At 69.8% G+C, this 12393-nt stretch carries 10 protein-coding genes; 4 read left to right on the top strand and 6 right to left on the bottom strand.

Annotated features, from left to right (window positions below; all coding sequences use genetic code 11):
• The first annotated feature begins 101 nt into the window (after positions 1-101).
• Positions 102-359 carry a hypothetical protein gene (locus WS57_RS05790; protein WP_040131677.1) on the top strand — a complete coding sequence of 86 codons (258 nt, stop codon included), beginning with the start codon at positions 102-104 and terminating at the stop codon, positions 357-359.
• Between the two features lie 294 nt (positions 360-653).
• Entirely contained in the window at positions 654-950 is a 297-nt protein-coding gene (locus WS57_RS05785; protein ID WP_040131676.1) for a DUF4148 domain-containing protein, read from the top strand.
• Positions 951-1083: 133 nt separating this feature from the next.
• Here WS57_RS05785 and WS57_RS05780 read toward each other — a convergent pair whose 3' ends face one another.
• The 6 genes from WS57_RS05780 to WS57_RS05755 all read right to left on the bottom strand — a co-directional run bounded on the left by WS57_RS05780 (position 1084) and on the right by WS57_RS05755 (position 9919).
• Entirely contained in the window at positions 1084-2955 is a 1872-nt protein-coding gene (locus WS57_RS05780; RefSeq protein ID WP_081337583.1) for a sensor domain-containing diguanylate cyclase, read from the bottom strand.
• Positions 2952-4076, bottom strand: a complete 1125-nt coding sequence (locus WS57_RS05775) for an ABC transporter substrate-binding protein (protein ID WP_009689265.1) — start codon at positions 4074-4076, stop codon at positions 2952-2954. Before WS57_RS05775 ends, WS57_RS05780 begins: the two co-directional genes overlap by 4 nt.
• 303 nt (positions 4077-4379) lie before the next feature.
• Positions 4380-5963: an aldehyde dehydrogenase (NADP(+)) gene (locus WS57_RS05770; RefSeq protein WP_069243865.1), complete on the bottom strand. Its 1584-nt coding sequence runs from the start codon at positions 5961-5963 to the stop codon at positions 4380-4382.
• Positions 5964-6037: 74 nt separating this feature from the next.
• Positions 6038-6970 (bottom strand): dihydrodipicolinate synthase family protein, encoded by a 933-nt coding sequence (locus WS57_RS05765; RefSeq protein ID WP_059517267.1) that lies wholly within the window; start codon positions 6968-6970, stop codon positions 6038-6040.
• Positions 6971-6998: 28 nt separating this feature from the next.
• Positions 6999-8573 carry a UxaA family hydrolase gene (locus tag WS57_RS05760; RefSeq protein WP_059517269.1) on the bottom strand — a complete coding sequence of 525 codons (1575 nt, stop codon included), beginning with the start codon at positions 8571-8573 and terminating at the stop codon, positions 6999-7001.
• 32 nt (positions 8574-8605) lie between these two features.
• Positions 8606-9919 (bottom strand): MFS transporter, encoded by a 1314-nt coding sequence (locus WS57_RS05755; protein ID WP_059480232.1) that lies wholly within the window; start codon positions 9917-9919, stop codon positions 8606-8608.
• 258 nt (positions 9920-10177) lie between these two features.
• Here WS57_RS05755 and WS57_RS05750 point away from each other — a divergent pair, with 258 nt between their 5' ends.
• Together WS57_RS05750 and WS57_RS05745 are read left to right on the top strand one after the other, a co-directional pair.
• Positions 10178-10909, top strand: a complete 732-nt coding sequence (locus WS57_RS05750; protein ID WP_052102481.1) for a GntR family transcriptional regulator — start codon at positions 10178-10180, stop codon at positions 10907-10909.
• A gap of 35 nt (positions 10910-10944) precedes the next feature.
• Positions 10945-12366, top strand: coding sequence for a PLP-dependent aminotransferase family protein (locus WS57_RS05745; protein WP_069244343.1), 1422 nt, complete (start codon positions 10945-10947; stop codon positions 12364-12366).
• Positions 12367-12393 lie beyond the last annotated feature (27 nt).

Genomic DNA, 12393 nt, shown 5'->3' with positions numbered 1-12393 from the left:
CCGCCGCGCACGGTGCGCGGCGGCCGCGGCCGGGCCGGCGATGAACTGCCGGCCGGGGCGCGCGGCCGGTGCCGCCGGGCAAGACGCGTTAGACTGTCCGGATGGAACAATGCCGTTACTGCCACCGAATCCGCGACGAATGGGACTGCCACGGCGACGAGTGCCGCCGTGCGATCGCGAAGGCGCTGCGCCGGCAGCGCGCGGGCCTGCCGATGGTGCCCGACCGCATCCGCAACGAAATCCCGTCCGGCGCCCCGACCCAGCAGGTGATCGCGGTGCTGTCGCGCCAGCGCCTGCGCGCGCGCCGCGGCAACGAAGAGCGTCGCGAGCGCAAGGAAATCGACGACGACGGGGTCTGAGCCGTCCGGCTCCCGGCCGCTCCGCGCCCCCGCCCTCTGCCGGCACGCCGCACGCGCCGCCGTGCGCCGTTGCGTGCGCGACGCATCACGGCTGCCGATACCCTCCCGATTGCCAACATTTCCCGCAACTCCAAACGGGGACAGACGGCATTTGCGTCTGGATTATTGTCTCTGCGGCAATGATCTTTCGCTGAAATCCACGTTTACCCTAGGTACACCGAAGCCTACGATGTAATCAACCGCAGACGACATGGTGTCGAACGCGGAAAGCCAATACAAACATCGGAGGTCATCATGAAATCGCTCGTTTATGCAGTCGTCGCCGCTACCGCCCTGTCCGCTTCGTTCGGCGCATTCGCCCAAAGCAACGTGACCCGCGCGCAAGTGCGCAACGAACTGGTCCAGCTGGAACAGGCCGGCTACAAGCCGAGCCAGTCGAGCCCGTACTACCCGGCCGACATCCAGGCCGCACAAGCCCGCGTCGCCGGCGACAACAGCGGCTACGGCGCACAGCCGGCCCCGGTCGTCCAGGGCGGCGCGCCGGCTGCCAAGGTGCAGAACCCGCGCGACTCGGTCTACTTCGGCCACTAAGCTGTCGCCGCTGCGCGCGTCGCGCGCAGCCTGACGGCCACGCAACGAGCCCGTCCCGCGACGGGCTCGTTGCATTTGCGCCGGCGCCGGATTGCGCGCACACCGTCGCGTCGGCAAGCTGCCACCCGCGCACTCAGTCGTCGGCACGCCCCGGCGCAGCACCGGCCTCGCCACGACGATTCCCGCCGTCCGCGTTGCCGCCGGCCAGATCGCCGCCGTCCACGTCGTCGCCGTTCGCGGCGGCCGGCGCGAGCCCGTCCCGGTCGTCCTGCACATGGACGCCGCTCAGCAATTCCTGATAACGCACGCACGCGCGCCGCCCGTTCGCCTTCGCCGCATACATCGCCGCGTCGGCCTTGACGAGCAGTTCCTCGGCGGACGCGCCGTCGGCCGGAAACTCGCTGACGCCGATGCTCGCGCCGACCGCCATGCGCCGTCCGCCCAGTTCGAGCTCCTCGGCCATCATCAGCTGGATGCGCGAGGCGACGTCGCCGATCACGACCGGCGAGCGCACATCGAGGATCAGCACGACGAACTCGTCGCCGCCGAGCCGCGCGACCATGTCGTCGCTGCGCAGCACGAGGCTCAGGCGTTTCGCGATCGTCACGAGCGTGCGGTCGCCGACCGAGTGCCCGTGCTGGTCGTTGATCAGCTTGAAGCGATCGAGGTCGACGAACATCACCGCGAGTCCGGCGTCCACCGCGGTCGCGTGCCGGATCTCGGCGTCGAGGCGCTCCATGAACAGCAGGCGGTTCGGCAGGCCCGTCAACGGATCGTGACCCGCGAGATGCGCGAGTTCCTGCTGCTTCGCGCGCAGCATCGCGACCTGCGTGCGGATCTCGACGCGCATGCTGTCGAAGCAGCGCGCCAGCACGCCGATCTCGTCCGCGCGCGCGACCGGCAGCCGGTCGGCGGCCGGATCGTCGAACACGTGCGTCGCCGCGCGCGCGAGCGCCTGCAGCGGCCGCGTGATCGCACGCGCGAACAGGATCGCCAGGATGCCGGCCAGCACGCTCGATACCAGCACCATCCTGACGATCCGGTCGCCGAGCCGGCCGGCGGGCGTCAGCACGTCCGCAAGCGGGCGCGCGGTGCCCAGCACGACGAAGCGGCCGCCGTCGTCGTTGCCGAACCGCGTGCGCACGAACGCGAGCATCTGTCCCGGCGCATCGTCGGGTTGCGCCAGCCCGTTCAGCGTCACGTTGGTGCGCGCGCCGTCGAACAGCGCGCGCGTGGCGGGAAAGCTGTCCTGCATCAGCACGCGCCGCCCGCGATCGAAGCCGAAGGTCTGCGACGGATCGGGGTGCACGAGAAAATCGCCCCATTCGTTCGCCAGATACACCGAATAGTCCTCCGGCAGATCGCGTTCGAGCCGCTCGAACACGCGCGACAGCTCGATGTCGACCACCAGCGCGCCGACCGTCCGGCCGCCGGCGTCGACGATCGGCGTGCCGACGCGCAGGATCGGCAGCCCTTCGGCCGCATGCGAGCCGGTCTCGTGATTGATCGCGATCGCCGACAGGTAGATGTGCCCGCGCGGCATCGCCAGCGTGTCGAACACGTAGGAAAACTGCCCTTTCTCCTGCAGCGCGCGATCGGGCACCACGACGATGCCGTGCGCATCGCGATCGACGCGGATGCGCTCCAGCCCGAAATGGCCGCGCTCGATCAGGCGGATCTGCAGATACTCGGGATGATTGGCCATGAAGCTGCAATAGACCTGCTCGAGCCGCAGGCGCGGCGGCCCGCCCCGATCGGCGCCGCGCGCGACGATCACCGACGACGGCATCTGCGCGAGCACCAGCGCATCGTCCGCGACGTCCGACAGCGCGGTCTCGAAGCGCTGGCCGAGCAGCTGCGTCGACATCAGCAGGCTGTGCTGCGCCTCCTGCACGAGCATCGTGCGGTTCGCGCGATAGGTGTAGTAGCCGGTCGCGCCCGACGCGATGACGCCGATGCACGCAAACAGCAGCGCCAGCTTCGACGTGAGCCCGAGCCGGATCATTTGCCGAGGCGCTCCGGCGGGTCGCCCGACACGATGCGATTCCACAGCGCCTCGCGTCGCGCGATGTTCTCGACCGGCTGGATCCAGACCAGATGCTGCCTGCCGACGTCCCGGCCGTGCGGCGGCGCCAGCGTGTTCGCGAGCCCCTGGCGCGTGGTCAGCAGCGCGCCGATCGCCGGTTCGAGCATGTAGTCGATCCACGCATACGCGAGATCGACTCGCGCGACGCCGCGCGTGATGGCCCAGCAATCGAGCCACGCGAGCGCGCCTTCGTCGGGGATCACATAGCCGACGTCGGCGCCGGCGCGGCGCAGCAGTTCGACCTGCTGGGTCCCGTAGTTGCCGAACATCAGCGCCGCGTGATGCTGGACGAACAGCGCGGTCGCCTCTTCCGGAAGCGTGTAATAGGTCAGCAGGTTGCGGCGCAGGTCGATCAGCTTGTGCGCGACGGCGAGCGTCTGCGCGGGCGACAGGTGAAACGGATCGGGATAGCCGAGCGCGAGCGCCGTCAACGAGAAATTGTGCTGCGCGCTGTTGAAGTCGAGCACCTTGCCTCGATAGCGCGGATTCCACAGCTCGAGCATCGAGCGCGGCGCGACCGGCACCTGCTTGCGATCGTAGATCAGGCCCATCGACGAATACGTGAACGGCATCCCGTAGGTCGCACCGTGCTGCACGAGCCCGCCTATCGTCGCGAGCTGCTGGAAGTTCGGCAGCTGCCGGCTGCGGCTCGGGATGCGCGACAGGTCGAGCGGCGCCAGCAGGTCGTCGCGCGCATAGCGCTGGATCTCGGCCGTATTGGCCGCCAGCACGTCGTAAGGCGGCGGTGACGCGGCGTGCATGCGCGCCCATAGCGCTTCGTCGGAATCGACGAACGTCACTTCGACCCGCGCATGGAACTGCGCCTCGAACGCGCCGACGACATCGGGATCCGCATAGCCGGGCCAGGCAAGCACGCGCAGCACGTTGTCGTTCGCCGTGTCGGCCGGCGCGGCGATCGCAGGCGCACAGAGCAGGCCGAGCGTCAGGATCACGAACCGCCGGCGCGCGACGACGCATTCACGCGAATGCGCGTCGATTCCGCAGATCAATCGGTCCCCGCCCGAATCGCCCGGCTGCATTCGACTGTCCTTTTTCGAGTCGATGCGATACCGTGCAACGACACCATAAAAAGGCCGCCCGCGCAATTGGCACAAGCCGTACACGGCGGCGGCGCGCCCGTTTCGGCGGTCGTCTGGCGCACGTCAATGGTCAGGCGAAAGCGCGTGATCGACCGGTCATCGGTCGCTCATTCAACGGGCGTCGTCGCAGCCGCGCCGCATTCGTCTGTGCACGGTCGCCCACACGGGCAACGCAACGCGACGCCCATGGCGCGCATCGCATCGCATCGCTTCGCGGCCCGGATCGGTCGGGTCGCCGTCGCGCTATCCGCGCGCTGCGCCACGACCGTCAACGCTGCGCGGCACGTTCAGCGGGTTCGCATCGCGCAGCGCGTCGGGCAGCAGTGCGTCCGGCACGTCCTGATAGCAGACCGGGCGCAGGAAACGCGCGATCGCGAGACTGCCGACCGACGTCGAGCGGCCGTCCGAGGTCGCCGGATACGGGCCGCCATGCACCATCGCATGCGCGACCTCGACGCCCGTCCCGAAACCGTTCACGAGGATGCGCCCCGCGCGCCGCTCGAGCAGCGGCATGAACAAGCGGGCGTCGGCCCGGTCGGCTTCGTCGAGATGCAGCGCCACCGTGAGCTGCCCGTCGAGCCGGTCGACGAGCGCATGCATCGCGTCGAGGTCCGGACAGCGCACGACGAGCGATGCGGGACCGAAGACTTCGTCGTGCAGACCGGCGTCGCGCGCGAACGCGTCCGCCTTCGTCGCGAACAGCGCCGCGCGGCCCGCATGGCACACCGCGCCGCCCGTCGCGCCCTGCGCGAGCCGCTCCACGCCGCGATGCGCGGCAAGCCGCTCGACCGCCGCATCGTAGGCGCGCTGTATGCCGGGCGTCAGCATCGCGGTGGCCGGCGTGTCGGCCAACGCTGCGGCTGCCGCGGCCTCGAAGCGACGCAGCGCGGGGCCGTCGATGCCGACGATCAGCCCCGGGTTCGTGCAGAACTGGCCCGTGCCGAGCGTCAGCGATGCGGCGAACGCGCGGCCGATCGCTTCCGCGCGCGCCTCGAGCGCATGCGGGAACAGCAGCACGGGATTCACGCTGCTCATCTCCGCATAGACCGGAATCGGCTGCCGGCGCGCGGCCGCGAGCGCCATCAGCGCGACACCGCCCGTGCGCGAGCCGGTGAAGCCGACCGCCTGGATCTGCGGATGGCCGACCAGCGCCGCGCCGACCTGATGGCCGTCGTCGAACAGCAGCGAGAACGTGCCGTCCGGCATCCCGCACGCGTGCACCGCCTGCCGGATCGCCTGCCCGACGAGCGCCGACGTGCCCGGATGCGCGGGATGCGCCTTCACGACCACCGGACAGCCGGCAGCGAGCGCCGCCGCGGTGTCGCCGCCCGCGACCGAGAACGCCAGCGGGAAGTTGCTCGCGCCGAACACCGCGACAGGCCCGAGCGCGACATGCTGCAGCCGCAGGTCCGCACGCGGCAGCGGCTGGCGCGCCGGTTGCGCGGGATCGACGCGCACGCCGAGAAACGCGCCGTCCCGCACGACCTGCGCAAACATCCGCAACTGCGCGACCGTGCGGTCGCGCTCGCCTTCGATGCGCGCGCGCGGCAGGCCGCTTTCCGCGACGCAACGCTCGATCAGTGCATCGCCGAGCGTCAGCAGCTGCTCGGCGATCGTGTCGAGGAAGCTGGCGCGCGCATCGAGCGGCCGGTTGCGGTACGCATCGAATGCGTGTGCGGCGAGCCTGCACGCGTCGTCGACATCCTGCGGCGACGCACGGCCGAACACGGGTTCGAGCGTCGCGCCGGTCGCCGGGTCGATCGCACGGAACCCTTCGGCGCCGGCAACATTGCGCTGGCCGATCAGGGAAGCACCGGAAATCTGCATGAATCGTCCTTGTGGAATCGTGGCGTCGTTGGTTGAAGCATCGCAGCGTCGAGACGCCGCATCGGGCACGCCGCTCAGCGGCCCCAGCGCAGCACGAGCGGGTCGAGCGGCCGTGCGATGCGCAGCAGGCTCTCGCGCGTGGCCGGATGCATCGGCGGCAGCGGATGGCGCACCGCATCCGACGCGATCACGCCGCCGGCCTTCATCAGCGCCTTCGCGGTCGCGATGCCGCCCTGCCGGTTCTCGTGGTTGATCAGCGGCAGCCAGCGCTGGTACTGGCGCTCCGCCTCGGCCGCATCGCCGGCCGCCCACGCATCGACGATCGTGCGGATGCCGTCCGGATACGCGCCGCCCGTCATCGCGCCGGTTGCGCCCGCCTCCAGGTCGGCCATCAGCGTGATCGCCTCCTCGCCGTCCCACGGCCCGACGATCGCGTCGCCGCCGAGCGCGATCAGCTCGCGCAGCTTCGCGGCCGCCTGCGGCACCTCGATCTTGAAGTACGACACGTTCGGAATCTCGATCGCCATCCGCGCGAGCAGCCCGGCCGACAGATGCGTGCCGCTCGCCGGCGCATCCTGGATCATGATCGGGATGTCGATTGCGTCCGATACGGTGCGGAAGAATTCGACGATCGCCGTCTCGCTCGCGCGAAACGTCGCGCCGTGATACGGCGGCATCACCATCACCATCGCGGCGCCCGCATCCTGCGCGCGGCGGCTGCGCTGCGCGCAGACCGCCGTGCCGAAATGCGACGTCGTGACGATCACCGGCACGCGGCCGGCCACGTGTTCGAGCACGCAGTGCATGACCGCGTCGCGCTCGTCGTCGGCCAGCGAAAACTGCTCGGAGAAATTCGCGAGCACGCACAGGCCGTTCGAGCCGGCATCGATCATGAAATCGACGCAGCGGCGCTGCCCGTCGAGATCGACGCGGCCGTCGTCGGTGAAGATCGTCGGCACGACCGGGAACACGCCGCGGTAGCGCGGGCTTGGAACGTTCGCTTGCATCGGAAGGAATCCTTGTCGAAATTTGAATTCAGGTGATCGCGCCGATCTGCCAGGGCACGAACTCGTTCTGCCCGTAGCCGTGCAGTTCGCTGCGCGTCGCACGACCGGACGCCGCGTCGAGCATCATCCGGAACAGCGTCGCGCCGAGCGCGTCGATGCGCGCGCCGCCGTCGAGCACGTCGCCGCAGTTCAGGTCGATGTCGTCGGCCTGCCGGCGCCACAGCGCGCTGTTGGTCGCGAGCTTCAGCGACGGCGTCGGTGCGCAGCCGTACGCGGACCCTCGGCCCGTCGTGAAGCAGATCAGGTTGGCGCCGCCCGCGACCTGCCCGGTCGCGGAGATCGGGTCGTAGCCGGGCGTGTCCATGAACACGAGCCCTTTCGCGCGCACCGGCATCGCGTATTCGTAGACGTCGACGAGGTTCGTGCTGCCGGCCTTCGCGATGCCGCCGAGCGACTTTTCCAGCACGGTCGTGAGACCGCCCGCCTTGTTGCCCGCCGACGGGTTGTTGTTCATCGCGGCATGGTGGCGCGCGCAATAGTCCTCCCACCAGCGAATCCGCGCGACCAGCTTCTCGCCGACGTCGCGCGACACCGCGCGGCGCGTCAGCAGGTGCTCCGCGCCGTAGATCTCCGGCGTTTCCGACAGGATCGCGGTGCCGCCGTGCCGCACCAGCAGGTCGACCGCCGCCCCGAGCACCGGATTCGCGGTGATGCCCGAATAGCCGTCGGAGCCGCCGCACTGCAGGCCGACCGTCAGATGGCTCGCGCTGACCGGCTCGCGCCGCACGTCGTTCGCGGCGGCCAGCATCGACTCGACGATCGCGATGCCCTTTTCGATCGTCTGGCGCGTGCCGCCGCTGTCCTGGATCGTGAACGTGCGCAGCCGCGCATGCTCGGTCAGCCCCTGCGTTTCGAGCAGGCGCGGAATCTGGTTGGTCTCGCAGCCGAGCCCGATCACCAGCACCGCCGCGAAATTCGGATGGCAGGCATAGCCGCCGAGCGTGCGCTGCAGGATCGCGAGCGCCTCGCCGTCGGGATCGACCGCGCAGCCGACGCCGTGCGTCAGCGCGACCACGCCGTCCACGTTCGGAAACGCGGCGAGCGCGTCGGGATGAATGTCGCGACGGAAATGATCGGCGATCGCACGGGCCACCGTGGCCGAGCAGTTCACGGACGTCAGGATGCCGATATAGTTGCGCGTCGCGACGCGGCCGTCGTCGCGCACGATCCCGTCGAAACTCGCGCGCTGCGCGTCCGGCACGAAATCGGTCTCGCGCGTGCCCTCGCCGAACGCGTAGTCGCGCGCGAACTCGCCCATGTCGAGGTTGTGCGTATGAACATGCTGGCCGGGCCGGATCGGCTGGTTCGCGAAGCCGATGATCTGGCCGTAGCGCCGCACCGGCGCGCCGGCGTCGATCGCACGCGTCGCGACCTTGTGGCCGGCCGGGATCAGCCCGGCGACGGTCACGCCTTCGTCGTCGAGACGCGTGCCGCCAACCAACTGCTCGACGGCGACGACGACGTCGTCAGCAGGATTGAGCCGGATCGTGCGCGCCCGCGGCACGGCCGGCGCCGCGGGCGTTTCGATGGAAAGGGACGACATGGTGGTTCCTGGTTGATTCGTGCGACGCGCGCTCAGTCGAGGCCGCGGTCGCGATAGTCGATGAGGCTCGCGCAGACGGCCAGGCCGAACGCGGCGACGACGAAGAACATCAGCGCGAGGAAATAGGTGCCGGTGAACTGCACGATGAGGCCGATCAGGATCGGCACGATCACGCCGACGATGTTGCCGCTGAAGTTCATCGCGCCCGCCAGCAGGCCGGCGCGGGACTGGCCGCCGAGCGTGGCCGGCACGCCCCAGAACATCCCGCACCAGCGGATGAAGAACAGCGCGATCGACAGCAGCACGACGACGCTGACGAGCCCCTTCGCGAAGCTCACCGACAGGATCGCCGCGGCCGCCACGAAGCCCGCGACCGAGAACATCGAACGCATCACGCGGTTCGGCGCGCCGCCCGCCGCGCGCCACTTGTCGGCGACCCAGCCGCCGAACAGCTCGCCGACGAAGCCGCACATGAAGATGATGAAGGTCGCGCCGCCCATCTGCTTCAGGTCGAAGCCGTGCGCCTTGTGCAGGTAGCTCGGCATCCACGTCATCAGCCCGTAGAACACGCTGTTGTAGCAGGCCCAGCTCGCGAACATGCACAGCACCGAGCGGTCGCGCAGCAGCTCGCGGAACGGCACGCTCGCCTTCGGCTCGCCGGTGCGGGCCGCCGCCGCATGCGCGGTCACGTGTTCGAGTTCGGCGGCGTTCACGCCCGCATGCTCGGACGGATGATTGCGGATGTACCACCACGCCGCGATGCCGACCACGATCGTGCCGACGCCCGCGACGACGAACGCGAGCCGCCACGAGCCGAGGCCCGCGATCAGCGCGGTGATGATGATCGCGCCGCACGCCGAGCCGAGCGGCGCGCCGCCGTCGAGCAGCGCCGCGCCGCGGCCGCGCTCGGACGGCGTGAGCCAGGCGCCCGCGAGCTTCGCGCCCGCCGGCATGATCGGCGACTCCGCGATGCCGAGCCCGAGCCGCGTCAGCAGCAGCGGCACCCAGCTGAAGCAGGCCGCCGCGACGGCCTGGCAGGCGCCCCAGCCGATCGTCGCGAGGCCGACGATCGTGCGCGCCTTGAAACGGTCGACCAGCAGCCCGCTCGGGATCTGCATCAGCGCATAGGTCCAGAAGAACGCGCTGAGCAGCACGCCTTCCATCGCCGGCGACAGGCTGAATTCGGTCGAGATGATCGGCAGCGCGACCGACAGCGACGCCCGGTCGATGTAGTTGATCGACGACAGCAACAGCAGCAGCCAGAAAATCCGCCAGCGCACGGCGGTCGGCGCGGCGGTCGTGGCATGGGCCGTCTGGCGGGGTCCGGCTGAGTCTTCGAGATGCATGCATGTCTCCTGGGGTGGTCGCCGGCCGCGCGTTCTTCGACGCGTTGGCCAACTAATATATTAGTTGGCGATTATAGAGATGTGCCGCGTCGCCGTCACCCGGGTAAACCCGCTGACCGGTCCGTCGGGGCCGCCGAATTGAGGTGCCCCGTGCCGGAAGTGGTCCGCACACTAATATACTTATCGACCCGCGTCCGCCCGGACGCGCCGGACGCGGCGCCGGCGGAAGCCGGCTGCCTGTCCTTCTTTTGCCGATTTATGAAGTCAGAAACCACCGTCCAGGACGCGTTCATCGCCCGCCTCATCCCTGCCGGCTATGCGCTGGAGCGCTCGCAGCCGCTGTCCGTGCAGATTCACGCGCTGCTGCGCGACGCGATCGTGACGATGACGCTGCATCCGAACGACGTGATCTACGAACGCGCGATCGCCGAAGCGCTCGGCGTGTCGCGCACGCCGGTGCGCGAGGCGCTGCTGCAGCTCGCGCGCGAGGAACTCGTGCTGATCGCCGCGCAGTCGGGCACCTTCGTCGCGCCGGTGCGGCGCGAGCAGTTCGTCGAAAGCGCGCTGATCCGCAAGGTGCTCGAAACGGCCGCGATCCGCCGCGCCGCCGAAATCGTCAGCACGCGCGAACTCGAACAGCTGCACGACATCCAGGAAGCGCACCGGCGCGCGATCGCGCGCGACAACGCGGTCGCCGCGATCGCCTGCGACAACGCGTTTCATGCGACCGTCAGCGCGGCCGCGCGACTGCCGCGCGTGCAGCAGCTCGTCGAACTCGTGCGCGCGCCGATCGATCGGGTACGGCACGTGACCGTGCGCGATCCGGTCGTCGGCGAAGTCACGCTCGCGCAGCACCAGAAGCTGCTCGAAGCGCTCGAACGGCACGATGCCGATGCGGCCGAACGCGCGCTGCACGAGCACCTCGACGATGCGTATGCGCGGCAGCAGCGCGCGTACGACGCCAACGTCGCGCTGTTCGAAGGCCGCTGAAGCCTCACGACGACGCAGCGCGCCCGCCGATGCCGATGAAACGCTACGAAACCCTCGCCCACACGATCGCCGACGAGATCCGCCACGGCAACCTCGCGGTCGGCACGCGCCTGCCGTCGCTGCGACAGATCATCGCGCAGCACGGCGTCAGCCAGTCCACCGTGTTCCGCGCGTACTACCTGCTCGAACAGTGGGGGCTGATCCGCGCGCGCGAGCGTTCGGGCTATTACGTCGCGCCGGGCGCCCAACCGCCCGCGGCGCAGCGTGCGGACCGCGCCGCCGCGACGCGCAAGGTCGACATCAGCGATCTCGTGTTCTCGGTGCTCGACGCCGCGACGCAGCCGGGCATCGTTCCGCTCGGCTCCGCATTCCCGTCACCGCAGCTGTTTCCGCTGCAACGTGTCGCGAAGTCGCTCGCCCAGGCGACGCGGCAGGTCAGCCCGTGGAGCACGGTCGTCGACCTGCCGCCCGGCAACGAAGCGCTGCGCCAGCAGATCGCGCGGCGCTATCTCGCGACCGGCGTGTCGCAGCCGGTCGACGAGATCGTCGTCACGAACGGCGCGCTCGAAGCGCTGAACCTGTGCCTGATGGCCGTCACGCGGCCCGGCGATGTCGTGGCCGTCGAAGCGCCCGGCTTCTACGCGGCGTTGCAGGCGATCGAGCGGCTCGATCTGCGCGCGGTCGAGATTCCCGTCGATCCGCGCAAGGGCCTCGATCTCGATGCGCTCGCGAACGCGCTCGAACAGCACGACATCCGCGCGTGCTGGTTCATGACCAATTTCCAGAATCCGACCGGCGTCACGCTGTCCGCCGACAAAAAGCGCGCGCTGGTCGAACTGCTCGCGGCGCGCGACGTACCGCTGATCGAGGACGACGTGTACGGCGAACTGCATTTCGGTCCCGACTATCCGCTGCCCGCGCGCGCGTACGACCGGCATGGCCTCGTGATGCACTGCAGTTCGTTCTCGAAGACGCTCGCGCCCGGCTACCGGATCGGCTGGGCCGCCGCCGGCCGTTTCGCGGAGAAGGTGCAGCGGCTCAAGCTGATGACGACGCTGTCGGCCAGCATCCCCGCCCAGGCCGGCATCGCGAACTACCTGGAGCACGGCGGCTACGACCGCCATCTGCGCAAGCTGCGCGGCGCGCTGCACGCGCAGCGCGAGCGGATGGACGACGCGCTGCGGCGGTGGCTGCCGGCCGGCGTCGACTGGGCGCAGCCGGAAGGCGGCTACTTTCTGTGGCTGACCTTCCCGGACGCCATCGATGCAATGGAACTGCACCGGCGGGCCATCGCGCGCGGCATCAGCTTCGCGCCCGGGCCGCTGTTCTCCGCCACGCACGATTTCGAGCGCTGCGTGCGCGTGAACTTCGGCCATCCGTGGAGCGCCGAGATCGAACGCGCGATCCGCGTGCTCGGCGAACTGGTGGCGGAGCCGGGCGTGCGCAAGTCCGCATAGACGTCGGCAGGGCCGCGCCGGTGCTGG

Origin of the sequence: Burkholderia pseudomultivorans (assembly GCF_001718415.1) — a bacterium.
Lineage (GTDB): Bacteria > Pseudomonadota > Gammaproteobacteria > Burkholderiales > Burkholderiaceae > Burkholderia > Burkholderia pseudomultivorans_A.
The sequence above is the reverse complement of the archived record's forward strand: the minus strand, read 5'-3'. Positions and strand labels throughout refer to the sequence as shown.

Excerpts from the sequence above, each read along its gene's own strand:
- WS57_RS05790 (WP_040131677.1), top strand. The coding sequence starts at position 102 with ATGGAACAATGCCGTTACTGCCACCGAATCCGCGACGAATGGGACTGC.
- WS57_RS05785 (WP_040131676.1), top strand. The coding sequence starts at position 654 with ATGAAATCGCTCGTTTATGCAGTCGTCGCCGCTACCGCCCTGTCCGCT.
- WS57_RS05780 (WP_081337583.1), bottom strand. The coding sequence starts at position 2,955 with ATGATCCGGCTCGGGCTCACGTCGAAGCTGGCGCTGCTGTTTGCGTGC.
- WS57_RS05775 (WP_009689265.1), bottom strand. The coding sequence starts at position 4,076 with ATGCAGCCGGGCGATTCGGGCGGGGACCGATTGATCTGCGGAATCGAC.
- WS57_RS05770 (WP_069243865.1), bottom strand. The coding sequence starts at position 5,963 with ATGCAGATTTCCGGTGCTTCCCTGATCGGCCAGCGCAATGTTGCCGGC.
- WS57_RS05765 (WP_059517267.1), bottom strand. The coding sequence starts at position 6,970 with ATGCAAGCGAACGTTCCAAGCCCGCGCTACCGCGGCGTGTTCCCGGTC.
- WS57_RS05760 (WP_059517269.1), bottom strand. The coding sequence starts at position 8,573 with ATGTCGTCCCTTTCCATCGAAACGCCCGCGGCGCCGGCCGTGCCGCGG.
- WS57_RS05755 (WP_059480232.1), bottom strand. The coding sequence starts at position 9,919 with ATGCATCTCGAAGACTCAGCCGGACCCCGCCAGACGGCCCATGCCACG.
- WS57_RS05750 (WP_052102481.1), top strand. The coding sequence starts at position 10,178 with ATGAAGTCAGAAACCACCGTCCAGGACGCGTTCATCGCCCGCCTCATC.
- WS57_RS05745 (WP_069244343.1), top strand. The coding sequence starts at position 10,945 with ATGAAACGCTACGAAACCCTCGCCCACACGATCGCCGACGAGATCCGC.